This is a genomic window from Haloprofundus sp. MHR1, assembly GCF_005155585.1.
GTDB lineage: Archaea > Halobacteriota > Halobacteria > Halobacteriales > Haloferacaceae > Haloprofundus > Haloprofundus halophilus.
This window is the reverse complement of the sequence record NZ_CP039833.1, coordinates 2,443,079-2,465,482: the sequence shown is the minus strand read 5'-3', so window position 1 is coordinate 2,465,482 and position 22,404 is coordinate 2,443,079. Positions and strand designations below refer to the sequence as shown.

21 protein-coding genes, 1 tRNA gene and 1 other RNA gene are annotated in these 22,404 nt (G+C 64.9%); 9 read left to right on the top strand and 14 right to left on the bottom strand.

The genetic code is table 11. The features are described from left to right. Window positions 1-9 precede the first annotated feature (9 nt). Window positions 10-1,332: a HEAT repeat domain-containing protein gene (locus FCF25_RS12465; protein WP_137048920.1), complete on the bottom strand. Its 1,323-nt coding sequence runs from the start codon at window positions 1,330-1,332 to the stop codon at window positions 10-12. Between the two features lie 536 nt (window positions 1,333-1,868). Between FCF25_RS12465 and dpsA the strand changes: the two genes are divergently transcribed. After that, window positions 1,869-2,414 carry a DNA starvation/stationary phase protection protein DpsA gene (gene dpsA, locus FCF25_RS12460; RefSeq protein WP_117591689.1) on the top strand — a complete coding sequence of 182 codons (546 nt, stop codon included), beginning with the start codon at window positions 1,869-1,871 and terminating at the stop codon, window positions 2,412-2,414. A gap of 172 nt (window positions 2,415-2,586) precedes the next feature. On the opposite strand, the gene FCF25_RS15695 is transcribed toward dpsA, so the two are convergent. Next, window positions 2,587-2,748 carry a hypothetical protein gene (locus tag FCF25_RS15695; protein ID WP_168191254.1) on the bottom strand — a complete coding sequence of 54 codons (162 nt, stop codon included), beginning with the start codon at window positions 2,746-2,748 and terminating at the stop codon, window positions 2,587-2,589. Between the two features lie 166 nt (window positions 2,749-2,914). Beyond that, window positions 2,915-3,595 (bottom strand): hypothetical protein, encoded by a 681-nt coding sequence (locus tag FCF25_RS12455; RefSeq protein ID WP_117591691.1) that lies wholly within the window; start codon window positions 3,593-3,595, stop codon window positions 2,915-2,917. Window positions 3,596-3,693: 98 nt separating this feature from the next. Here FCF25_RS12455 and FCF25_RS12450 point away from each other — a divergent pair, with 98 nt between their 5' ends. Together FCF25_RS12450 and FCF25_RS12445 are read left to right on the top strand one after the other, a co-directional pair. Beyond that, a complete protein-coding gene (locus FCF25_RS12450; RefSeq protein ID WP_117591692.1) occupies window positions 3,694-4,770 on the top strand; it encodes an NADH:flavin oxidoreductase/NADH oxidase in 1,077 nt (358 codons plus the stop codon). A gap of 74 nt (window positions 4,771-4,844) precedes the next feature. Continuing rightward, window positions 4,845-5,618, top strand: coding sequence for a hypothetical protein (locus FCF25_RS12445; RefSeq protein ID WP_137048919.1), 774 nt, complete (start codon window positions 4,845-4,847; stop codon window positions 5,616-5,618). 306 nt (window positions 5,619-5,924) lie between these two features. On the opposite strand, the gene FCF25_RS12440 is transcribed toward FCF25_RS12445, so the two are convergent. Together FCF25_RS12440 and FCF25_RS12435 are read right to left on the bottom strand one after the other, a co-directional pair. Continuing rightward, window positions 5,925-6,326: an OB-fold domain-containing protein gene (locus FCF25_RS12440; protein ID WP_117591696.1), complete on the bottom strand. Its 402-nt coding sequence runs from the start codon at window positions 6,324-6,326 to the stop codon at window positions 5,925-5,927. Continuing rightward, a complete protein-coding gene (locus FCF25_RS12435) occupies window positions 6,323-7,477 on the bottom strand; it encodes a thiolase family protein (RefSeq protein WP_137048918.1) in 1,155 nt (384 codons plus the stop codon). Before FCF25_RS12435 ends, FCF25_RS12440 begins: the two co-directional genes overlap by 4 nt. A gap of 96 nt (window positions 7,478-7,573) precedes the next feature. Between FCF25_RS12435 and FCF25_RS12430 the strand changes: the two genes are divergently transcribed. The 3 genes from FCF25_RS12430 (at window position 7,574) to FCF25_RS12420 (ending at window position 8,766) form a co-directional block, all read left to right on the top strand. Beyond that, on the top strand, window positions 7,574-7,987 hold the full coding sequence (locus FCF25_RS12430) for a hypothetical protein (protein ID WP_137048917.1): 414 nt from the start codon (window positions 7,574-7,576) through the stop codon (window positions 7,985-7,987). 82 nt (window positions 7,988-8,069) lie between these two features. After that, window positions 8,070-8,383, top strand: an RNA gene (gene ffs, locus FCF25_RS12425) — signal recognition particle sRNA. Window positions 8,384-8,496: 113 nt separating this feature from the next. After that, the gene (locus tag FCF25_RS12420; protein ID WP_117591703.1) at window positions 8,497-8,766 is read left to right on the top strand and encodes a hypothetical protein; all 270 of its coding nucleotides are present in this window, start codon (window positions 8,497-8,499) and stop codon (window positions 8,764-8,766) included. Between the two features lie 85 nt (window positions 8,767-8,851). On the opposite strand, the gene FCF25_RS12415 is transcribed toward FCF25_RS12420, so the two are convergent. Then, a complete protein-coding gene (locus tag FCF25_RS12415; protein ID WP_137048916.1) occupies window positions 8,852-9,529 on the bottom strand; it encodes a protein sorting system archaetidylserine synthase in 678 nt (225 codons plus the stop codon). A gap of 151 nt (window positions 9,530-9,680) precedes the next feature. On the opposite strand from FCF25_RS12415, the gene FCF25_RS12410 reads away from it, so the two are divergent. Continuing rightward, window positions 9,681-10,136 (top strand): plastocyanin/azurin family copper-binding protein, encoded by a 456-nt coding sequence (locus FCF25_RS12410; protein ID WP_117591707.1) that lies wholly within the window; start codon window positions 9,681-9,683, stop codon window positions 10,134-10,136. Between the two features lie 60 nt (window positions 10,137-10,196). On the opposite strand, the gene FCF25_RS12405 is transcribed toward FCF25_RS12410, so the two are convergent. The 4 genes from FCF25_RS12405 to FCF25_RS12390 are packed head-to-tail and all read right to left on the bottom strand — an operon-like array spanning window position 10,197 to window position 12,780. Then, the gene (locus tag FCF25_RS12405) at window positions 10,197-10,853 is read right to left on the bottom strand and encodes a 30S ribosomal protein S3ae (protein ID WP_117591708.1); all 657 of its coding nucleotides are present in this window, start codon (window positions 10,851-10,853) and stop codon (window positions 10,197-10,199) included. Beyond that, window positions 10,850-11,098 (bottom strand): KEOPS complex subunit Pcc1, encoded by a 249-nt coding sequence (locus FCF25_RS12400; protein ID WP_137048915.1) that lies wholly within the window; start codon window positions 11,096-11,098, stop codon window positions 10,850-10,852. The genes FCF25_RS12405 and FCF25_RS12400 overlap by 4 nt, the downstream gene beginning before the upstream one ends. Then, window positions 11,095-12,312 (bottom strand): exonuclease RecJ, encoded by a 1,218-nt coding sequence (locus FCF25_RS12395; protein ID WP_174786379.1) that lies wholly within the window; start codon window positions 12,310-12,312, stop codon window positions 11,095-11,097. Before FCF25_RS12395 ends, FCF25_RS12400 begins: the two co-directional genes overlap by 4 nt. Before the next feature lie 3 nt (window positions 12,313-12,315). Beyond that, a complete protein-coding gene (locus FCF25_RS12390) occupies window positions 12,316-12,780 on the bottom strand; it encodes a 30S ribosomal protein S15 (protein ID WP_117591712.1) in 465 nt (154 codons plus the stop codon). A gap of 279 nt (window positions 12,781-13,059) precedes the next feature. Here FCF25_RS12390 and FCF25_RS12385 point away from each other — a divergent pair. Then, a tRNA-Ala gene (locus tag FCF25_RS12385) sits at window positions 13,060-13,131 on the top strand. Between the two features lie 47 nt (window positions 13,132-13,178). Here the strand turns inward: FCF25_RS12385 and FCF25_RS12380 are convergent. Genes FCF25_RS12380 through FCF25_RS12370 form a run of 3 tightly spaced genes read right to left on the bottom strand, consistent with a single transcriptional unit; the run spans window position 13,179 to window position 18,368 of the window. After that, window positions 13,179-14,840 (bottom strand): bacterio-opsin activator domain-containing protein, encoded by a 1,662-nt coding sequence (locus tag FCF25_RS12380; protein ID WP_137048914.1) that lies wholly within the window; start codon window positions 14,838-14,840, stop codon window positions 13,179-13,181. Beyond that, complete coding sequence (locus FCF25_RS12375; protein WP_137048913.1) at window positions 14,840-15,298, bottom strand: response regulator; 459 nt, start codon at window positions 15,296-15,298, stop codon at window positions 14,840-14,842. Before FCF25_RS12375 ends, FCF25_RS12380 begins: the two co-directional genes overlap by 1 nt. Further along, window positions 15,291-18,368: a PAS domain-containing protein gene (locus tag FCF25_RS12370; RefSeq protein ID WP_137048912.1), complete on the bottom strand. Its 3,078-nt coding sequence runs from the start codon at window positions 18,366-18,368 to the stop codon at window positions 15,291-15,293. Before FCF25_RS12370 ends, FCF25_RS12375 begins: the two co-directional genes overlap by 8 nt. 1,356 nt (window positions 18,369-19,724) lie before the next feature. On the opposite strand from FCF25_RS12370, the gene FCF25_RS12365 reads away from it, so the two are divergent. Further along, on the top strand, window positions 19,725-21,218 hold the full coding sequence (locus FCF25_RS12365) for a hypothetical protein (protein ID WP_137048911.1): 1,494 nt from the start codon (window positions 19,725-19,727) through the stop codon (window positions 21,216-21,218). Between the two features lie 432 nt (window positions 21,219-21,650). Here FCF25_RS12365 and FCF25_RS12360 read toward each other — a convergent pair whose 3' ends face one another. Beyond that, the gene (locus FCF25_RS12360) at window positions 21,651-22,394 is read right to left on the bottom strand and encodes a hypothetical protein (protein ID WP_137048910.1); all 744 of its coding nucleotides are present in this window, start codon (window positions 22,392-22,394) and stop codon (window positions 21,651-21,653) included. Between the last annotated feature and the right edge of the window lie 10 nt (window positions 22,395-22,404).

Sequence of the window (22,404 nt, the reverse complement as noted above, 5' to 3'; positions counted from 1 at the left end):
CAGGTCTCCTTACGCCGTCGGTGCCGTCGTGTCGAGCGACTGCTTCGCTTGGTCGACTTCGTGTTGGACGATGAACGAGTCGTCGTCGGTGTGCTTGGCGACGGCTTTCAGCGCCTTCTCGGTGCCGATTTGGCGGAGCGCCCACGCCGCGCTCGCGCGGACGTTCGGACTCGCGTCGTCTTCGAGCGTGTCAGTCAGCGGGTCGACGGCGCGGGTGTCGCCGATGAGGCCGAGCGCGCGCGCGGCGTGCGGCCGGACGTGGTCGTTGTCCATGACGAGTTTGTCGGCCAGCGGTTGCGTCGCCTCCTCGCTGCCGATCTCGCCGAGCGCTTTGAACGTCACCTTCTGCAGTGCGGGGTCCTTGTCGGTGTCGACGTAGTCGACGAGCGTCTCGACGGCGTCGAGCGCGCCCGACCCCATCTTGCCGAGCGCCCTGATGCTCGGCTTGTCGCGCTTCTGTGCGCGCTGGTGCATCGCGTCGAACGCGCGGGCGTCGTTCATCCGCGTGATGGCTTCGAGACAGTGTTCCTCCATGAAGTCCGACTGGAGACTGTCGAGCGCGAGCAGCACCATCTCGACGTTACCGCGCTTCTCGTGCTCCTTCAGTGCGCTCCACTCCGGCGGGTAGTCCTTGTAGTGGCCGAGTACGTCGTAGAACCCCTCGGCTTCGAGCTGTTCGCGCGTCTCCAGGTCGTCCCACTCCTGGGCGTCTTCGAGGTCCGACTGGAGCGTCTCGGTGGCTTCGAGAAGCGACGCGATGGTCTCTTCGTCCTCGTCGGGGTCGAGCGACGCCGACTCGACCGTCTTCGCGACGGCGTCGAGCGCCGAGACGAGGTCGCTCTCGTCGCCGGTGGAGACGGCCGCGTCGACGACGGCGTCGCTCTCGTCGTCCTCCTCGAAGATCTCGGCGACCGTGTCGAGGAACGACTCGACGGCGTCGGCGACTTCGCCCTCACCGCGGTCGGTCCACCGCGTATCCTCGGTTTTCGTCTTCGACTCTTCGACGTTCTCGACGACCTCCTCGGCGTACGGTCCGCGCTGGGATTCGAGGTCGTCTCGCAGGTCCGAGAGCCGCGACTCGAGCTCCTCTCGCGGGCTCTCCTCGTCCTCGTCGTCCGGCTCGGGCAGCTCGGCTGCTTCGAGGTCGGCGGCGATGATGTCGAGCGTCTCTTCGGCCTCGTCGAGGTCAGCCTCCGTCTCCGCCGCGTCGAGTTTCTCCTCGGCGGTGTCGAGGCGCTCGTCGAGGCTCTCGGGCGTAATCTCGGAGGATGCGTCGGTGGCCGACTCCTCGTCGGGCGCCTCGGTGGGCGTCTCGTCGTCCCCGTCAGTCATATGCTGAGTCTCCGCACGTGCGTCAAAAGAGCGTTTCCCTTTGGACCCCCGCGACGGAGAGGAAACTGCGGCCACGACCCTACCCGCGCGAGACCATGACGAACCCGCGCCGTTCGTGGCCGCCGTGTGCCGGCCTGCCGTACTGTGTTAACGACCAGCATGTTACTAGTACACACCCAACTATATGCATCTATCGCGGCGTATCAACGCGACTGACCCACCGTTTCTTCTGACTGAGTTGAGGTACCGGGCCGAATCGCTGCGTCGAGGCGAACGGGCGTTAGTCGACGAACTCGGCCCGAGGACACCGACCGAGCAGTGGATACTCGTCGGTGCTTCCGACGGATGATTTGACCACGAACACGAGCCGCGACCCGACGTTCCCCTCACCGGTTACGAGTACTGTCTACCCGGGCGAAGCTTCCGCACAACACGAACGGACTAACGACACATAGGGAAAGTATTTTTTGGAAAACCAAAAAATGATTTTTGTAGACTCAACTTTTAAGTGGGTGGCGTCCGTACGAAGGAGTGCTATGAGTACCCAGAAAACCGTCCGTCAGCCCGCCGACGAGGTCGAGGAGACGGCGCTCCGCATCGAGAAGGACAAAGCCGAGCAGATAATCGACGCGCTGAACACCGACCTCGCCAACGCGTACGTTCTCTACCACCAACTGAAGAAGCACCACTGGAACGTCGAGGGCGCGGAGTTCCTCGAACTCCACCGCTTCCTCGAGGAGGCGTACGAACACGTCGAAGAAGGTGCGGACCTCATCGCCGAACGCGCGCAGGCGCTCGGGGGCGTCCCCGTCGCCGGTCCGTCGAACCAGGAGGAACGCGCCACCGTCGAGTTCGAGGGCGAGGACGTGTACGACGTCCGTACCTCGCTGGAAAACGACCTCGAGATGTACGGCGACATCATCGAGGACATGCGCGAGCACATCCAGCTCGCCGGCAACCTCGGCGACCCGGCGACCGAGGAGATACTCCGGACCATTCTGGTCGAAGTCGAAGAGGACGCCCACCACATCGAGCACTACCTCGAAGACGACACGCTCGTGCTCGAAGAAGCGACGCACTGAGACGAGGGCTCGTCGGCCGACCGGACGATTCTTTTCTTTTTCGACTCCACAGCGACCGCTATCTCGCTCGCACGAGCGGCGGAAACGCGAATCTAACGGATCCGCGCGGTGTTCGAGGCGTAGCGAATAGAGACGAAGCGCGGCGTGACTTCGCCGGGAGGGTTCGAAGAAACTACCGTTCGAGAGCGACCGTGAAGTCGGTCGCTATCCAGCCGTCGTTGTTTCCGTCTTCGGTGAATACGGTTCGGTTCTGTGAGGTTTGACACGCCGAAACGGAGAACTCGGGTTCCGCTGGGCGGGCGGAGTCGTCGTCGCGGGCGTCGGAGACTGCCATGGTCGTGTTAGGTGAGCCTAAAGCAAAGTATGTTTTGGTTGCCCTAAACTGCGTCAACTCGTGAACGTGACCGAACGGGCGGCGTCGTTCGGCGTCGTTCGGCGTCGTTCGGCGTCGTTCGGCGTCGTTCGGCGTCGTTCGGCAGTCGACCGCGACGCGAGCGGGCTCAGATAGCCAGCCACTCGGTCGAGAGCGCTCGGTCGGGGAAGCGCCACCGGTGTTCCGGCGTCTCGTCGCAGAGCCGAAGCTCGATGACGGCGTCGAACGAGTCCGCGAGTTCGTCGACGAGCGGGTCGTCGCAGGGAACCGAGAGGTGGTAGTGCGCCATCCCGGCGACGGAACCGACTCGACCTCCGACGACGCTGACGAAGCGGCGCACCGACTGGACGCCGCAGTCGTCGACGAGCGGCGACAGCGAGTCGAAACAGAGGCGGAGTTCGCCGGCGTCGAGTCCGTCCGACGCCTCGAACGCCGCGATGGCGTCGCCGATAGCCCACGACAGCGACCCGAGGTCGTCGGCTTCGACGTACTCTCTGGACACCGGGCCACCGAGATTCGACCCGGAGAGTCCCTCGGAGGCGGCCGCACCGCGGACCACCGCAGACTGCGAGACGACGCGGAGCGAGTCGGGGTCCCGAGACCCGTTTCCGAGCCGTTCGTGGGTGTAGACGCCGTCGGTGAAGACGAACAGTCGTTTGCGCGACTCGGTTACCGCGTCGCCGAGAAGTCGGCGGGTGAGAGCCTGCCGAGCGTCGAGTGCTGCGGACCCGACTACGAGGATGTTACACCCCCGGCGCTTCAACTCCGAGAGCGTCTGAGTGACGGATTTTTGCCCGGGGGCGTTCATTATTCGAAAAGAGACGACCGTGTGTACAATAAATATTGTGGGTGCCGACCGAGCGGCGAGTCGGTACTCGTTTTGTCGATGCCGCCGTAGCATCGTCGATGACGGATTCACTGTTCAGTTCCCTGACCCTCCGCGGGACGGAGATTCCGAACCGCGTGATGGTTTCGCCGATGTGTCAGTACTCCTCGCCCGACGGCGTCGCCACCGACTGGCATCGAGTCCACCTCGGGAGTCGAGCGGTCGGCGGGGCCGGTATCGTGATGACCGAAGCGACGGCCGTCTCGCCCGAGGGCCGCATCTCGCCGGACGACCTCGGTATCTGGACGCAGGAACAGGCGGACGCGCTCGCGCCCATCGCGTCGTTCATTCGCTCGCAGGGGAGTCACCCCGCGATTCAGTTAGCCCACGCCGGGCGGAAGGCGAGCACCCATCGTCCGTGGGACGGCGGCGGTCCCGTCTCGCCCGACGAGCGCGGCTGGGAAGTGTACGGGCCGACCGACGAACCCTGGCCGCGCGAGGAGTCGTATCCGAAGACGCACGCGCTTGACGCCGACGACATCGAGGTCGTCGTCGACCGATTCGCCGAAGCCGCCAAGCGCGCGCACCTCGCCGGCTTCGAGATAGCCGAGGTCCACGCCGCCCACGGCTACCTCCTCCACGAGTTCCTCTCGCCGGTCACCAACACGCGCGAGGACGACTACGGGGGCAGTTTCGAGAACCGCACGCGGCTCGTCCGCGAGGTCACCTCGGCGGTCCGGACCGTCTGGCCCGACGACAAACCGGTGTTCGTTCGAATCTCGGCGACCGACTGGTTGCCGGACCGCGAGTCGTGGGACCTCGAACAGTCGGTTCGCCTCGCGCCGCTGCTCCGGGAGGCGGGTGCGGACCTCGTCGACGTGAGTTCAGGCGGTATCCACCCCGACCAGCAGATCACGAACACGGGCGCGGGCTATCAGGTCCGGTTCGCCGAGTCCATCCGCGAGGAGACCGAGATGCCCGTCGGCGCGGTGGGGAAGATAACCGAGGCCGAGCAGGCCGACCAACTGATTCGAAACGAGCGCGCCGACCTCGCTATCGTCGGTCGAGAGCACCTCCGCGACCCGTACTTCACGCTGCACGCCGCCGAGAAACTCGGCGTCGACGTCGACTGGCCCGTGCAGTACCGGCGCGCCTAGTCGCGGAACGGAGCGGACACCTGCCGAACGGACGGGACAAAGCCTTATTCCCTTCAGGCGACCAACACGGAACCATGAGCCGCCGCGACGACGACCTCGAAGAGCTTCTCGGGGAGTTAGAGGAGACGCTGTCGGAACTCCGCTCCGAACTCCGCGAGGGGCGGGCCCCCCGCCGCCGACCCTTCGAACCGCCGACGCCGAGAGACATCCTCCGGTTCACCGAGGAGTACACCATCCCGACGGTCATCTCGACGCTGGAGGCGACGATTCAGGCGCTCGAACTGTTCCGGAGACTGCTTCGGCTCGCCGACCCCGAGCGCGCGATACGCGAGGAGAGCAGAAGCGCCCGCGAGACGACCCGTCGTCACGCCGACGACGTGGGCCGCGTCGCCGTCGATGGACTGGAGCGCGCGCTCTCGGAGCTTCAGCGGGCGCTCTCGGAGGCTGATCTCCCCGAGAACGGCGAGTCCCGCGACATCGTCGAAGAGGCGCGACAGCTCTCCAGAGATATCGAAGAGCGTCTCGCCGACAGTCGACGGCGCAACCGCGACTCCGAACGGCGCGACCGCTCGACGGACGGTCGGCCACGAGCGACCCGGGAGCGAGGCGGTCCGATGCGACGAGACGGACGCGACGACGCGTTCGACGACGGTGCGGTCAGAATCTCCGTCAGCGACGAGGAGGGCGACGAAACAGACGGAGACGATTCCGACGACGCTGAACGGACCGGAGACGACTCAGACGAGCCACCGACGGTCGACATCGAGTCGGAGTTGGATTCGATTCGCGACGAGGTTGAGCGAGCGGAGCGCGGCGAGGAGCCCAGACCCGAGGACGACGAGGAGTAACGACTCGGAACGGGGTAGCGAACAGACGGCGAATCGGAGCGCACGACGGGTCACCGTACTCCCGCCTCGGCCGTCGTGCGCGACTGGTCAGGTCACGCGGGAGGCTGGTCGCGTCTTCGTTCAAAAACGTTCGCCGTCCGTAACGGAACGGCAAGGGAAACAGCACGCCGAAACGGCGTATCGTCGTCCGTACTTCGAGACGTGGAATCGCTGGCTTCGGTCGTCGGCTGCGGGTGCGTTCAGGAGTGCGGAGCGTCCACCGTCGACGCAGACGCGACGGCGACGGTCTGTACCGGGGGTACCGAGTTAGCGAACCGGTCGGAACCGGTAGCCGTCCCACTCTTGGCTCTCCTTCTCGCGGATGCCGGCGTCGGGATCGCGGAGCTCCTCGGCGTAGACGGGTTCGACCTCGTCGCCGATTTCGACTCCGTGGCTCTCGCCGTCGACGTCGAGTTGACCGATGGCGCGCACCGGTTCGCCGTCGACGTCGAACTCGACGATGGCCAGCGAGTTCGGCGCGCGGACGCCCGGCGGCGTCGCCGTGCTCGTCGTCCACGTGACGACGGTGGCGCTGTACTCGCTCAGGTCGACGGTGTCGACCGGTTCCTTTCCGTCGGGGCCGAGCGGGTGCGGCGGGTAGGTGATGCTGCCGTCGGCGTAGCGCGCTGCTTCCATGGGTGGGTTCTCCGTCTCGCGAGTCTCTGTCATCGTTCCGCCTCCAGAATCGTCGTGGTGACGCAGTTGCCGAACCCGCCGACGTTGCACGCCAGGCCGGTGTCGGCGTCGACCTGTCGGTCGCCCGCGTCGCGGGTGAGCTGTCTGTAAATCTCGTACACCTGCGCGACGCCCGACGCGCCGAGGGGGTGTCCCTTCGACTTCAGCCCGCCGGAGGTGTTGATGGGGAGCTCGCCGTCGCGGTCGGTGACCCCTTCCTCGACGGCTTTCCAACCCTCGCCCTTCTCGAAGAAGCCGAGGTCCTCCGACTGCAGGAACTCGAGGATAGTGAACATATCGTGGAGTTCCGCCACATCGATATCGTCGGGACCGAGGTCGGCCATCTCGTAGGCGATCTCGCTGGAGTTGACGACGCCGCCCATCGTCGTCGGGTCGGCGCGCTCGTGGACGACGTGGGTGTCGGTCGCGCCGCCGATGCCCGAGACGACGGCGTACTCGTCGGTGTACTCGCGGGCGACCGACTCGGGGCAGAACAGCAGCGCCGCGCTCCCGTCGGTGATGGGACAGAAGTCGTAGAGGCGAAGCGGGTCGGCGACGACCGGCGACTCCAACACGGTGTCGAGGTCGACCTCCTTTCTGAACTGCGCGTGAGGGTTGTCGACGCCGTTCTTGTGGTTCTTCACCGCGACCTTGCCGAGGCTCTCGCGGGGGGCGTCGTACTCGTGGAGGTAGAGTCGAGCGGTCAGCCCTGCGAAACTCGGGAGCGTGACGCCGTGTTTGTACTCGACGGGATGAGTGAGCGAGGCGATGACGTCGGTGGATTCGGCCGTCGTTCGGTGGGTCATCTTCTCGCCGCCGACGAGCAGCGTCATCTCGCTCGCGCCGGAGGCGACCGACTGCCAGGCGGCGTAGGTGCCCGCGCCGCCCGACGACGAGGTCTGGTCGATGCGCGCGGTGTAGGCGGGCATCGCCGCGAGATCGTGCGCGAGGGCGTTCGGGACGCCCGTCTGGCCTTCGAACTCGCCGCTCGCCATGTTCGAGACGTAGAGGTGGTCTATCGCGTCCGGTGCGACGCCCGCGTCGTCGAGACAGGCCCGCCCGGCCTCCGCGAGCAACTCGCGAATCCAGGCGTCGCGCTGCCCGAATCGGGTCATCGACGCACCGATGATCGCTACGCGTTCCATACCGGACGCGTGCGTGCCACCCGCTTACCGGTTTCCCTTCTGGAACGTCGAACGCGTCTCAAACGGTTTAACCTCCCCGCGAACCGAACGGTCGGTATGCGCACAGCAGACGCCGTCGCCACCGCCGGCACCGTCGCCAGTCTCGTGCTTCTCGTCGCCGTCGCGGTCCCGTACCTCGTCGTCACTAACCCGGAGGCGCCGCTGTCGGCGTACTACGCCGCCGGTTCCGTCGGCGCGAACAGCGTCGGCTTCCTCGCGGCCATCGCCGCCGTCGTCTTCCTCTCGGGGCCGCGCGGCAACGCCGAACCGGACCTCGTCGCGGGCGTCGCCGTCGTTCTCGGACTCGCGATGCTGGTGTTGTCGCTTCTGTGGGCGACAGCTATCGACCAGACGCTGCTGTTCAGTTTCCCGCCGGAGGCCGCGTGGATACAGAACCACCGCTGGGTCGTCGTCGCGCTCTCGGCCGTCGTCGCCGTCGTCGCCGGTGCGTACGCCCGCGAAGTAGTCTGAATCCGACCGTCGAACCGCGCGCCGTCTTCGTATTCTGTGCGACGAGAGTCGAAAGGCCCTTAAGTCGGACCGGAGTAGTTCAGAGTGGACTAGGTCGGGCAGTTAGGCCCTGCTCGTCAACCCGCCATAGAGTCTTTAGCGGGGACCGAACGTCGGGCGCGTCCGGTCAGACCGGTACGGGCCCCGAAAGCCAACGTAGAAACCTCGTCCTGCGGGGACAGCGGCTTCGCGTCGCTCGTCCGCAGGGGCGAACCGTCACGATTCATCGGCGGTACTGGGTCAGGCGCGGAAGCGAGCAGCCCACCGTCGGACGTGTGTCGCTCGTAGGATCGCGGGGTGGAGGAGGCAACCGGGATTCCCCGTACCGGAACGCCGGGCAACCCCGACCGTCCGCATTCATACTTCGTTCTCGACGTTCCCCGAGCGACGCGTCTCGCGGCCGCCGGCGACGACGGCCGCGCGCCGGACGCTCCGGAACCCATAGGTTCGACTGTTCCTAACGACGCGCCATGAGCGAAGCCAGCGCCGGCGACGTGGAGGCGCGCTACTACGAGACCGAGGGCGAGCGCATCGTACAGTTCGCGCGCGATGGACGGACCGCCGCCATCGCCCAGAACGTCGACGGCTACGCGATGCTGAAAGTTCGGCCGACCGCCGACGGCGACGAACTGGAGCGCTACTACGGCTTCGACATGGCGCTTGACCACGCCGCCGAACTGCTCGGCGTCTCGCCGCACGACCTCCCGGTGCCCGACGACGCCGGCGACATGGGGATGTAGCGGACGACGATTTTCGGCTCGGACGACGGTCAGCTCGGACGACGGTCAGCTCGGACGACGACGGTCAGCTCGGACGACGTTCGGCTCACCGACCCCAGTAGAAACGCGGCGCGAGGAACAGGTACGCCAGCGCCAAAAAGAGGAGTCCGAAGGCGAATCCACCGCCGACCCGGTGGGGGAACAGAATCGCCAGCGCCTGCACGACGCCCATCACGAGCGCGTCCTGGGTGTGCAAGTCGGGGTACGGAACCGTCGTCACCATCAACACGGCGAGCAGCGCGGTCAGTCCGACGAGCGGGAACGGGTCGGTGAAACCGACGAGGACGCCCGCGGCGAGAATCGTCGCCGCGAGCGTCGTCGGGACGCCGCGGGTCTGGTCGGAGTCGGCATCGTAGGCGGTGTACATCCCGAGGCGCGTGACCGCCAGCACGACGAACAGCGCCGCGACGGCGAGGGAGACGGCGACGCGAAGCGAGTCGAACCCCCAGGCGGCGCGGACCGCGGCCACGACGACCATCGCCGGAGCGACGCCGAACGACGCCACGTCCGCCAACGAGTCGAGGTACGGCCCGGCGTCGGTGCCGCCGTAGCGCCGGGCGAGGACGCCGTCGAGTCCGTCGGCGATGGCGGCTAAGAGGATGAGTCTCGCCGCGAGACCCGGGTAGACGTTGGCGGCGGCGACGGCGAGAAACCCCAGTCCGGCGTTGCCGACGGTGACAACGTCGGCGATGCCCAACCGACCGACGACGAACCGGGAGTGCATATTTTCGGGGTTGCAGAGGTGCGGTATACGTCTTTACATCCGGAGTCGGTCGGCGTGCCGTCCGAAGTCGTCGACGTTCCGTCCGAAGTCGACCGCCGATTTCGACGCGCAGACCACGCCGCCTTTATCCGGCCGGTACCGAGGGCAACGTATGAATCGACGCGCGTTTCTCGCCGCGGCTGGGGCGACCGGACTCACGGCGCTCGCGGGCTGTAACGGCGTGAGCGGACAGGGGGACGACTACGACGTCGGGATGACGGCGACGGCGTTCGACCCGCCGGAAGTCACTATCTCCGTCGGTGAGGAGGTCGTCTGGCAGAACACGAGCACCCGGGACCACACGGTCACCGCCTACGAGAACTCCATCCCCGAGGAGGCCGAATACTTCGCCACCGGCGGCTTCGAGAACGAACAGGCCGCCCGCGACGGCTGGCGCGACCTCGAAGGCGCGCTCAACAACGGCGACACGTTCGCGCACACCTTCGAGGTGCCCGGCCGGTACGAGTACGTCTGCATCCCCCACGAGACCGGCGGGATGGTCGGCACGGTCGTCGTCGAGGAGGGCTCGGAGTCGGGCAACGAGTCGCAGTCGGGCGACGGCTCGTAGTCGAGCGACGGCTCCGCGACTCGGTTCGGAAAAATTCGTGTCCGCGGCGGCGAAGCCGACTTACTCGGCTTCTTCGGCGACTTCTTCGGCCACGTCGGACTCGTCGACGTCGACGGCGGCCTCCTCTTCGGCTTCGACCTCCTCGGGACGCGCCTCCAGCGAGAGCTTCTGGACCTCGACCCGGCGGAGCGGGTAGATGGTCTTCGCCTCGCCGTAGATGGCCGAGGAGAGTCGCCCCTCGACGACGCTGTCGATGAGCTGTTCGAAGCTTCGGTCCTCGGCGGCCTCGCGGACGAGGTCGATCATGACCCGGCGAATCGCCTGCTCCTGGCTGCGGTCGGCCTTCTTCGTCGTGAACGCCACGGGCTGGACCTGGACGCGGTAGTCGTCGGTCGTCAGCACCGTGATGTTGACCTCGACTTTCGAGGCGCCGCGGCGAACCAGACTGCGCAGGTAGTCGCGCGTCAGTTCGTGCTGGATGAACTCGGTGTACGCCGAGTCCGAACCCACGTCGTTGATCTTGAACGTGAGTTTCGTGTTGTTCGCGCCGGCGTCGTCGGTGAGTTCGCCGAGCGTGGTCTCGATGGTGCGTCCGTACACCATCTCCGGTTCCTCAGCGACGGTCTTGCCGAGTTCGGCCCGGTCGAACTGCTCGGGCGCGAGCACGGAGTACCATCGCTTGCCTCGTTTCTGCTTGGATACTGAACGTTCGCTCATGTTGTGTCTCTAACTGCGTCGATGACGGTCTCTGCGACCGTCAGGTTCACCACGTAGTCGTCGACCGTGGCCTGCAGGCCGCCGGTCGTCTCCCGCTCGATGACGGTGACGATGCGATCGTCACTCACCGTCGTCGTCATCTCGTCGGTGTCGTCGGGGGCGAGCGCGGCGGCGACGAGCGCCGCCTCCTCGTGCGTCGTCTCGACGCGGGCGGTCCGCGCGGCCGAACTCGTGTTCGGACTCACGCGCGAAGCGCCTCCCGGAACGCCGCGGTGAACGGGTGTTGGTCTGTCGTCGATGCGTCCGATGTGGTGGTCGCGTCCGTGTCGTCCGTCTCCTCGGTGTCGAAGCGCGCTTCGCCCTCGTCTCCTCGTCCGTAGCCTGCGCCGCCGAGTTCGGCGGCCGCGGTCGCCATCGTCTCTCCCAACCGTCGGGAGTCGACGCTCGCGGCGGCGGCGGCGCCGTCGCCGACGGCGAGCACGACCGGTTCCGGCGACCGGAAGTCGCGGGCCAACCGTGCGACCGTCGCCAGCACGCCGAGCGAGTCCGACCCGAGGTCGGTCCGCACGACGAAACAGTCGGCGAACCGGGCGGTGTCGGCCTCGCGCAGGACGGTGTGAGCTTCGAGCGCGTGGGTGCGCCACGCGTCGAGCGCGGCCTGTCGCGTCGCGTCGGTGGCGTGACCGAGTGCGAGTGCGACGCCGGTTCCGGGGCGCTCCCGGGCGACGGCGCAGAGCACGTCGGCGTAGCCCTCGACCGTCGCGAACGGACCGTCCGGCGTCTCGTACGGTCGCAGAACGCGGTCGAGCGACTCGACCGCGCGCGGCGTCGCGTCGGCCGCCCCCGTCGCGTCGAGCGCGGCGAGGGAGGCGACGCGGCGGTGCGCGTCCGCGTCGAGATCGGCCGGCAGACTCGCTTCGGCCAGCAGCGCCCGCGCCGACTCCACGTCGCCGGAGTACGGCGCGTAGAGCAGCGTCGAGTGGGCGAGGCCGTCCGCGAGGTCACCGACCGGAACGCCGACGCCGGGACGGTGCGTCGCCCCGGCGGCTTCGGCGGCCGAGCGGAGCGCGTCGTAGTCGTCGGCTTCGAGCGAGTCGCCGAACGCGGCGATACCCGCGAGTGCGAGCGTCGCGTTCGACGTGTCGCCGAGTTCGCTCGCAGCGTGGTACGCGGCGAGCGTCGCCGGTGCGTCGTCGCCGGGGACGGCGAGCGGTGCCGACGTCGCGCCGACGGAGACGACGACGTCGTCAGTGTCGGCGGCGACGGCGGTTGCCGGATTCGGGCGGAGTTGGACGTGGAACGGGATATCGGCGCTGCGCAGCGCACGCGCGAGGATGCCACTCGCGGCCAGCGAGTCGCCGTCGGCGCGCGCGACGACCCGGACGAAGGGGGCGTCGGCGAGCGCCGCGGCGACAGCGGCGGGGGCAGTCTCGGCGTCGGCGGAGCGCGCGGTCGACATCGCTTATTCGAGGAGTTCGACGGCGACGTCGTAGCTGTAGCGGAACGACGGGTCGAGCGCGTCGCCTCGGTAGTAGTTGACGAGGCGGCGAATCTTCGACTCGGTGTTCTGCAGGGCGCGACGGTTCTGGTGGTCCTGCTGGTTCTCCTGGACGTGCTCGCGGAGTCGAATCGCGCGCTGCATCAGGTTCTTGAGGTCCTCGGGGAGTTCGTCTTTCGCGTCGTTCTCCTCGAGAATCTCGGTGAGCTTCTTGCCGGTCGCGAGCTTGACGTTCGGGACCGGGGTGCCTTTGACGCCTTCGTCGCGCAGTTTCAGGCCGATGACGCTGGGGTCGTGGCCCTGCTCTGCGAGTTCGACGACGCGCTGTTCGACGTCGTCTGCGTCGACGTCACTCCACTCGGGGGATTCGTCTGTCACCGGGCGGTCCGAACCGGACGAGCCGCGGCGACGGGTGTGCATTCGTGCCATAGTTCGAAATTGGAACGGCACTGACCGCAGAAAGCGTGACCGACGGCTGTCGGTGCACTTCCGCAATCCCAAGCCCGGAGAGAGAACCCGGGCGAGTCAGAGTTGCGGCCGTGCTGTTCCCACAGGCTCTTTCTCCGTCCGACGTTAAACCGTTTCGACTCGTCGCTCGCGTCGTCTCGAAGTCGGGGCGTTCGCCCGACGGCGTGCGGACGTGACCCAAGCGCTTCAACGAGTCGAAGCCCTTATTAGTCGGTCAGGGATACGTGAGAGTGCAGACGAGGGCTCGTAGATCAGTGGTAGATCGTTCCCTTGGCAGGGGAAAGGCCGCGGGTTCAAATCCCGCCGAGTCCATCAGTTTTCAGACGGACGTTCGAAACCGGTAGCGCCCGGTCCTGCGGTCACCGATCCCGCTCGTCTTCCGGGGCGTCGGAGAACAGCGCGCCCAGCAGTTTGGAGAGACCGATTCGGACGTGCTGGTGGAACGTCGGCGCCGAGACGCCGAGCGATTCGGCGACCTCCTCCCCGGAGCTGTCTCGCGGCCAGTTGAAGAACCCGGCGAGGTACGCCGTCTCGAGCACCGCGCGCTGGCGTTCCGTCAGATCCTCCGACACCGCCGTCTGAACCTGCTGTGCGGACCGGTCGCGCCGGGTCGTCTGCCGTTGGGCGACCACCTCCGCGTCGGGGTACGCCTCCCGTACCGCCTCGCTCACCCGCCGTACCTCCGCGCTCGGCGGAAGGTGGACCACGAGGTTGAGGTCGCCGCTCTCGATGGTCGCCTCCTTGACGTAGCTGCCCTGTGCGGCCAGCGTCGAGATGATCGGCGGCCTCTCGAGGTTGAGTTCGAACTGTACGGAGCCGATACCCTCGTTGATTATCTTGAGGCTCTCGAAGTGGGAGATCTGCTCGACGAGGTTCCGGAAGGAGTCGACCACCGCTTCATCGACCACCCCGTACGCGAGGTACGAGTCGCCGCCGATGGGTATCACGCGGTCGATGGTGATTGACCCGTCCGGAATCTCGGAGACGCCCTGCTGCTGGAGCATCTTCTCGACCTGGAACCGGACCTCGGTGACGTCGTCGCTCATCAGAGCCACCTTCCGGTCGAGCGCGGCGGTAGCGTGGCCCACGATTTCGCCGAGCTGACGGATGACTTCGTACTCCTGCCCCTCGAAGGCGTGCGGTCGCTCGGCGTACACGTTCAACACGCCGTACATGAGTCCGTCGTGGGCGATCGGAATCGCCGCCGACGACTCGAAGCCGTACTCGAGGGCGCGCTCGCGCCAGTGCTCGTAGTCGGGGTTCGTTTTGATGTCCTGGGCGACCTGCATCTCTTGCGTCCGAATCGCTCTCCCGGTCGGCCCGGTGGCCGTCTCGCTGTCGTCGGCGGTGATGGTGACGTCGTCGAGGTAGCTCCCGACGCCGGCTTTGGCTCGGACAGTGATCTCCTTGCTGTTGTGGTCGAGCGCGCCGACCCAGGCGAACAGGTACGAGTCGGAGGCGACGAGTCGGTCGCAGACCAACTGCTCGATGTCGTCGTGTCTCGACTCCCGGACCAGCGCCTCGTTGATGTCGCGGACGACGGCGTTGAGGTTGTTGAGCGCCGCGAGCTGTTCGTGCTGGTGGGCCAGCCGTCGCTCGCGGTTCTGTCGCTCTATCGCGTACCGGATCGACCGCTGCAGGAGTACGCTCGTGAGTTCGTCCTTGACGAGATACTCCTGTGCGCCCTGTTCGACCGCCTGCAGGCCGACCGACTCGTCCTTCAGTCCCGTCAGAACGACGATGGGCGTGTGCGCCGCGCGTTCGAGCACCGTTTCGAGCGTCTCGAGCCCTTGGCTCTCCGGCAGACCGAGATCCAACAACACGACGTCGACGTCGCGGTCGTCCAGGAGTTCGAGTCCCGCCGTGAGGGAGTCCGCGTGTCGAAGCGACGGCGCGCTACGCGCCCCGTTCGAGCCCTCCTGCGCCGTGGCTCCGACCGGCTCTCGGAGGAACTCCTCGATGAGTCTCACGTCGCCGGGGTTGTCTTCGATCAGGAGAACTTCGAGTTCGTCTCCGGACATTAGCGTTCGTCGCACGACGGAAGCCGGACGATCGAGAGCCAAAACGAGTTGAACGACTGTATCGTCTCGACGAACTCGGCCGGGTCGACCGGTTTCGTCAGGTACGCGTTCGCGTGCAGTTCGTACGATTTCACGACGTCGGACTCCGCGTCCGAACTCGTCAGTACTATGACTGGAATTTTCGCGAGGTCGTCGTCGCTTCGGATCTCTTCGAGCACCTCGTCGCCGTCCTTCCGCGGGAGGTTGAGGTCGAGGAGGACGATGTCCGGACACGGTGCGTCGGCGTGCTCGCCGCGTTTGAAGAGGAAGTCCAGCGCCTCGACTCCGTCGGTGACGACGTGGAGGGTGTTCTCTATCTGCCCCTGCTTGAACGCCTCCTCGGTGAGACGGACGTCGCCCGGGTTGTCCTCGACGAGCAGAATCTCCGCCGGTCGTCCGGTGCCGATACGGTCACTCACCGCGACCACCCGCCGCCGGCAGGGTGAACGAAAACGTCGCCCCCTCGCCGGGTTCCGACTCGACCCAGATGTCGCCGTCGTGGCGCTCGATTATCCGTTCACAGAGCGCGAGGCCGATACCCGTCCCGTCTCGTTCGCTCTGCCCGTGGAGACGCTGGAACACGCCGAAGATGCGGTCGGCGTCGTCGGGGTCGATGCCGATACCCTCGTCGCTCACCGATATCGTCCACTTCGTGCCGTTCCGTTCGGCAGCGACGTTCACTCGCGGCGGTTTGTCCCCGCTGTATTTAATCGTGTTGTCCAGCAGATTCTGGAACACCTGACGCAACTGCCCCTCGTCGCCGTAGACGTGCGGGAGCGTCTCCGCCTCTATTTCGGCGTCGCTATCCTCGATTTTGATCGCGAGGTCGTCGCGGACGTCCGCGAGGACGTCGTCGAGATCGACCGTCTCGAAGGGGTTCTGCCGGGAGTTTATCCGCGAGTACTTCAGCAGACCGTCGAGCATCTCGCGCATCCGGTCGGCGCCGTCGACGGCGAACTCGAGGAACTCCCGGCCGTCCTCGTCGAGTTCGTCCCCGTAGCGTCGCTCGACGAGTTGGAGGTAGCTGGAGACCATCCGCAGCGGTTCCTGGAGGTCGTGGGAGGCGACGTAGGCGAACTGCTCCAGTCGCTCGTTGGAGGTTTCGAGCATCCGCTCGTACTCCCGCCGTTCGGTCACGTCCTGGACGACGAGCATACCCGCGAAGACCGCTTCGTCGGCGTCTCTCACCGGGAGCGTGTGGGCCAGCAGGTGGCGGTCGTGGAACTCGACCTCGAAGGAGTTCGCCTCGCCGTCGAGCGCCGCGTGAAAGTACGGTTCGACCTGCTCGACCAGCTCGTCGGGGTATATCTCGGAGACCCTGTTGCCGACCCGGTCCTCCGCGCTGATGCCGATCTCGTCCATGAGCTGTCCGCCCGCGGCCGTGTACTTCAGGTCGTCGTCGAACAGACCCACCGCTCCGTCGGGGAAGTGTTCGACGAGCGTCCGGTACCGGCGTTCGCTCTCTTCGACCCGTCGCTGATTCTCCCGACGCTCGGTGATGTCGGTCACCGTGACGACGCCGCGAGTCACCTCGCCGTCGGCGCCCCGAACCGGCATCCCCTGCGCGCTGACGATGCGACGCTCGCCGTCGGCGGCCTCGATCTCGTAGACGTCCGGGTCGGTCACCTCCTCGCCGTCGAGCACCCGCGACATCGTCCACTCGCCGGGGTCGACCGCCTCGCCCGACTCCGCCCACACCGCCGGAAACCGCGCGTACTCCGCGATGGATTCGGCGTCGAACACGTCGCCGCCCCCGATCTCCTTCGCCGTGTCGTTAGCTTCGACCAGTCGGCCGTCGGCCTCCGCGACGACGACGCCGATGGGGAGCACCTCGAACAGCGACTCCAGTTGGTTCTTGTTCCGCTGTAGCTCCAGTTCGGCGCGTTTTCGCTCCGTGATGTCGGTGAGCGCGCCGGGGAACGTGACGGGGGTGCCGTCGTCGCACTCGACGTGTCCTCGCGCGACCACCCACCGGAACTCGCCGTCGACGTTCCGGACGCGGTACTCGGACTCGTACTCCCCGCACGACTCGACTGCCTCCTCGATCTCGGCGGTGACCCGGTCGCGGTCGTCCTCGTGGATGGCGGAGACGTACCGGTCGAGCGGTACGCCCTCGCGGGCCGCTTCAGGGTCGATCCCGAACGTCTTGGCGAACGACCGGCCGACGACCATCTCGTCCCGTCGGATGTCCCACTCCCACGTGCCGACCGCGCCCGCGTCGGTCGCCGCCTCCAGTTGGGTTTTCGCCTCGCGCAACTCCCGCTCCTGCGCCTTCTGCTCGGTGATGTCCTGCGCCATCGTCATCCCGGCGAATATCTCGCCCTCCTCGTCGGCTATCGGCACCACGTGGATGCTCCACTCGCGGCCGACGTACGAGACCTCGACCGACGCCTCCCCTCCGTCGAGGGCCTCCCGCATCGCCGGTTCGAGCGCGTCGCCCACGTCGTCGCCCCACGTTTCGCTCGGCGTTTGGTGTTCGACGTCGCTCGGAGAGACCGGGAGGTAGTCGAAGGCTCGCCCCACCGCGAGGGTGTAGCGGAGGTCGTCGTCGAACAGGGTGACGATGCCGTTCGGGAACGACTCCGCGAGCGTGCGGTAGCGTTGCTCGCTCTGTTCGAGGGCGCGCTCGCGCTCCTTTCGGTCGGTGACGTCGCGGAAGTAGACGGAGAGCCCCGTCTCCGAGGGGTACGCCCGTACCTCGAACCACGTGTCGAGCGGGTCGGGGTAGTACTCCTCGAAGGAGACCGTCTCCTGTTCGTACATCGCCCGCTCGTACTTCGATTTGAACGCCCTGCTCTCCGCTTCGGGAAACGCCGTCCAGATGCGTTCTCCGACCAGCGTCCGTCCCTCGGGGTTGACCAACTCGTGGGCGCGCTCGTTGAGATAGGTGAACCGCCACTCCTCGTCGAGTGCGAAGAAGGCGTCGGAGATGCGACCGTAGATCTCGTCGAGCTCGTGCTGCGTTCGCTCGTTCTCGATGGCCGACGCGAGGATGTTCGCGACGCTCTGGACGAAGCTGGCGTCGTGTTCGGTGAGTTCCAGGCGCTGGGTCGCGTGCACGCCCAGTATCCCCCACGGTCGTTCGACCGACCCGACGACGACGCTGATGCCGCTGACGATGTCGTGGTCGGTGAGCAAGCCGGGACCGGAGAACCGCTCTTCGCTCCGTAAGTCGTCGACGACGACGGGGCCCTCCGTGGCGAGGGTGTACCCCGCCTGCGAGGCGCGGTCGGCCGGTATCGTCGCCGCTCCGACGAGGTCGCCCCGCCAGCCGACGCCCTGTCGGAGAAAGAGCGTCTCTCCGTCCGGCAGCAACTCGAGAACCTTGCAGTACTCGCAGTCCAGCGTCTCGGCGACGGCGGCCGTCGCGTCGCGCATCAGCGCGTCGAGGTCGTCCGCTTCGAGGGCCTGTTGGCCGAGTTCGGCGACGACCTCCTGCTGTCGGACCCGACTGCGGAGTTCCCCGTCGGCCGATGAGGAGGTATCCATTCTAAGAGGGTAACCGAGCGGAACGCGGTAAAGCTTCTCGGTACGTGTTGTATCGTTTAGTGTTAGTGTGCGCCGTTTCGATACTTTCGTCCGTTCCGAGGGGGGAACGACCCGACGCGGGGCGCGGATTCTCGGGGTGACCGCCGGCGTCCCCGGTCGGGTTTCGGGGAGGACGGCGGTGCGTTCGCCGCTCGGTTCCCAGAAGACGTTCGGCGTCACTGGATGCGTTCGCGCACCCACCGCCTCGCTTTTCACCCTCGCTCTCCTCTCTTTCCCCGTGCGACGAACGACGAAACAACTGCTCGCCGCCGCCGGAGGGGTGCTCACCCCGATTTCTGACTCAAAAGAGCACACTCCCACAGGGGCGCGTACGCTGCTGTCGTAGATTGAGCGTGAACATCATCGTCGTGTCGGTCTCCTTCGAGAACACCTCAATTGATGCATGACCACCACAAATTAATACTATCGTCAGTTGAAAATTTCTGGACATTCACTCCGTTCTGAAGGAAGAGGTTTCAGCCTTGTGATTTCATAATCAAGAATACGTCGACTCCAACGCTAAGAGAGTCGCTAGGAGACTACACAGGGTCCATTGTCTGTTCATAATTGGGTTGTCTCCCCGCAAGAACGGTTGGAAATACGATTGAGGGAGAGATTATGACTACAGATTTGACCTTGAGAGGTCACAGATTCCGTTTGATTGGGCGAAACAGACTATAGCCGCTGCAGGCTTGCGAATGGTTTGGTGTTATGGTGAGTCGATTTGGAACCACGGAGCCCAATAATCGCCAGTCTGACGCGAAGGAAACCGATAGACAGCAACCGATTATGAATCTCTGTATGCGCGATTTCGCCGGAGTCCGCTAGACGTTTCCAGACGCAAAAACACGCGTTGTGGGCCTTGACACTTCTATTTTGGAAGCCTCATCGGAAATGGCAAGTGGCGATTACGCACCCTCAAAATCGGCATTTAGACTCGCATCCAGCGTCTCTTGCGGGAGAATCAATCGATTATGAATGCTATATCAGTCCTGTCTGGGGCTTAGAGTGCCTCTGCAAGTTTTATAGCGTCTTTTCCGGCTATGACTCCTAATTCTCGTCGATGATAGTCTCTCACGCTGAAGTCGTGGACGTCCCCATCCTACAACAGGATATTTACCGAAGACATAGTGGGCCCAATCTCCAAGGGCCTTAGGTCTGATCTACCTAACCCTACTATACCGTCCATCAGCGTCAATGAAGCGAGACCGTGTGTTTGAACCCATAATCGGTGAACACCACACTAGCGTCGCCGTTGAAAATCGATACTCTGTGAACATCCATGAATTTTTATAGGTTGGGGACAATTAGACTTCAATGCAGGAATCCGGGCCCGCGCGAGGAGGGCGCTTCGCGCGTGAAACAACAGGGATGGAACGTGGCCAGTCAGAACTTATCGGGTTCGTCCTCTTATTCGGGTTAGTCATCGCCGGAACAGCAGCCGTCGTTGCTCTTGGTGGTGCCGCTATCGAAGACACGCAGGGCCAGTCGGAGTTCAACCGAGCCGAACAGGTGATGACGCTTTTCGACTCCAGAGTCGCGACGGTCGCACTTGGCGATTCCGACGTCAAGACTGTCTCGTTAGGCCGCTCCAAGGGACGGTACACCGTCGATGAATCGAGTGGTTATCTCCGTATCGTCCACGAGAACCACACCGGCCCCGAAACCTCGGAAGATCAGGAGCTGTACAATGAGTCGCTAGGCGCGGTCGTTTACCACACAGACGGCGGTACTGTCGCCTATCAGGGCGGCGGAGTTTGGTCGAAACACAGCAACGGCGAGGCGACGATGGTGTCGCCGCCGGAGTTTCACTATCGCGACGGCACGCTGACATTACCTGTTATTCGGACGACCGGTTCGTCCGCATCGGCCGGGTCGTCAAGAATGCGTGTTAGCGCTAAATCCCGCGGTATACCGGTATACCCCAACCCATCGACGGAGTACGACGAGGGCGAAACGCAGTACTTGAACCCGGTTGAGAACGGTCGTGTCGTCGTTGAGGTCAAAAGTGACTATTACCGCGCCTGGGCAGCGTTCTTCAGAAGCCGAACCGAGGGCACCGTTACGGAAGACCACGAGAGAGAGGTGGCGACAGTCACACTAGTCACACTCGGGACAAACGGTAACTTCCGGATGCCCGCCGAGCGTGGGTCGATAAACATCCGTGGAATGGCCGAACACGAGCTGGATGACTTCAGTATCAGACTTCGTCCGGACGACAGCGACAGCGCGAACTTCAATAACCTGCAGTGGTCGATCGCTGTCGAGGAGAGACGTCAGCAGTTCGAGGTTCACCTCAGAAAGGGAGACGGAAATAAGTGCGAAACTGACGTCTCTGTGAGCGTCTACTACTCCGACGACGGTGGTAACACATATCACGGCTGGTATGACGAGGACGCGTTCACCACCCACTGCAAAGACCTTGACGGCGACGACGAAAACGAGGTGCTGCTGGACGCGGACTTCCTCGCCAGTGATTCGAGTTTGGAGTACGGAAAGCTCGAGAAGAGCCAAGTGATGCACTTTGATCCGGGAACGCTTCAGGAGTCTGTGACGTTCGACGAGCACGACGAGGATTCTGGAAAGACGTACTCAGATAACGACGATGATGTCGACACACTCCCGCTCTCAACGCTCATCACCCACTACTTCTCGCTGCTTTCGCCGTCGTTCGAGCTGACCGTCTACGACAAGAACTCAAACACCATCAGCGAAAGCGCCTCCAATGGCCGAATCGTCTATGAAGGTGACGAGAACTACGTCACCTATCTGCAGGTCAGCGAGAGTAAAATCACAGTCGAACTCGACTGAGGTGACGACGTGACGGCAGTTCGATTGACGTGGCCAGACTCGCGTAGCGTCATTCTGCTGGGGGATCACCACATGAGTTGGACTACCGCCAATTTCGGCCGGTAGCGGTGATGTCTGCGGCCGCTTCGTCGGCGAGAAAAGATAAGAACGGTCATCGCACACCACGCAACCGTCTATTCGCCGTACGAGCGCTCGACAACCGCTCGTGAATGTCTCAGGCGTGGACGTGTTGGACGTGGTTTCCCACTCCCGTCGACTTCGTTCCACGTGACGATTTCGTCGCCACATTTGAAATTCGGTATCGAGACGATCAGGCGTTCGCTGTTGGACCGCTCGCTGTCTTCGTCTGGCTCAGTTATCGTCGTCGAAAACGGTGGACCTATTCGAAGATCAGCGACAGACCCGAGTCAGTCAAACTACACGATGAGGAAGTCAGTCGAACTCGACGCTAAGGTACGTTGCGGTAACCTGTATCCGGTCGGCGGGGATGTCCGAACACGTGACCGTCGACGCCGCCGCGCCGGTCAACTCGCACTCACGACCCAATTCGTCTTCGAGGTATCGTTCCCACGCAGGCGCTCGCTCCGGCGTCGTGTCGAGGCTGAGCGTCGCCGTCGTGTCTGTCGCTTCGAGGAATCGTTCGGTTGAGGCGTGTTCGACACGAACCAGCACCGTCCTCGATCCGCCGACGTTCGTCCGATCGCCCCCGGGATTTGTGAGAATCATCGGTACCAAAAGTACCCGCTCGTCACCGACCACCCGGTAGACGAGGTCCGGCTCTCGGAGCATCACCGCTCCCCCGCCAGGGTCTGTACGGATGACTGCGCCGTTCTCATAGACAAGCTCGGACCCAGATCCTGTCCGGAAGACGATTGGCTGGTGGGATTTTTCCGGGTCGTCGGTCGCATCCCGGCCGGCGATGTCGACGCCGACGGAGTGCGATTGCCCCAGAAGCAGTTGCGCCTCGGCGAGTTTGAGTTCGGTCGCCCGACTCGGCGCGTCCTCGTGGTGGATGTCTGCGAGGTTGTCGGCCATCACATCGAAGGCGCGCTCGGCGTTCGTGAAGCGCTCGGCGTCACGAGCGTCCTGTAATCCAGAGAAGCCGGAGACGTAGACGACACCGACCATCCCGGTGATAAGTGCAAAGACGAGGATGAAGCTCACCGTCTCGCTCACTGCTCGCGAG